A 727-nucleotide genomic window follows, 5' to 3' on the forward strand; every position below is an offset into this window, starting at 1 on the left:
CGTTCATGACCTGCCCGGCATTGAGTTTATCGTTTTCGATAAACGTCGCGGTTCAACTGCGATTAAGGACTTAAAACAAACTCTTAGCGGTCGTCGGTTTGATGTTTTGTTACAAATGCAAGTGGCAATGCGTGCAAACCGCTTAGCGCATCTGATTCCTGCAAAACGAAAAATAGGGTATGACTTTAAACGGGCCAAAGAAGGGCATTCGCTTGTCGTTAATGAGCGGATACCTAGATTAAACCCAAAGGATGCTCGTCAACACGTACTAGATAGTTTCTTAAGCTTCGCCATGACCCTAGGAGCTTCGGAAGAGGATTGCTACCCTCCTCGCTGGAATATCGCGGTGAGTGATGAAGATAAGCAATTCGCATACAACTATATTCTACCCTCACAACCTACCGCCATTATTTGCCCCGCTGCAAGCAAGCGAGAACGCTGCTGGCTACCTGATCGTTATACTGAGGTGATTCATAGCCTTGAGCGCAAGGGTATAAAAACCATACTGTGCGGCGGCCCTTCAGAACTCGACTACGAACTAGCTCGAGACATCATGGCGCTTACTCGCGTTGATGTAATCGACCTTGTGGGAAAAACGTCATTAAAACAACTCTATGCATTATTAAGCAAAGCCTTGTTTGTTCTCGCACCCGACACAGGACCTTTGCATATGGCTAATGCAGCAGGTCGACCATGTGTTGGTTTATATGCACATTCCAATCCTGCG

The 727-nt window shown here is 46.6% G+C and carries 1 protein-coding gene; it reads left to right on the forward strand.

Annotation, left to right across the window (positions count from 1 at the left end):
* Positions 1–727 (forward strand): glycosyltransferase family 9 protein (locus A3739_RS01205; RefSeq protein ID WP_068499903.1); only part of this gene is annotated, 727 nt, incomplete at both ends.

It is taken from the genome of Oleiphilus sp. HI0067, from assembly GCF_001635735.1.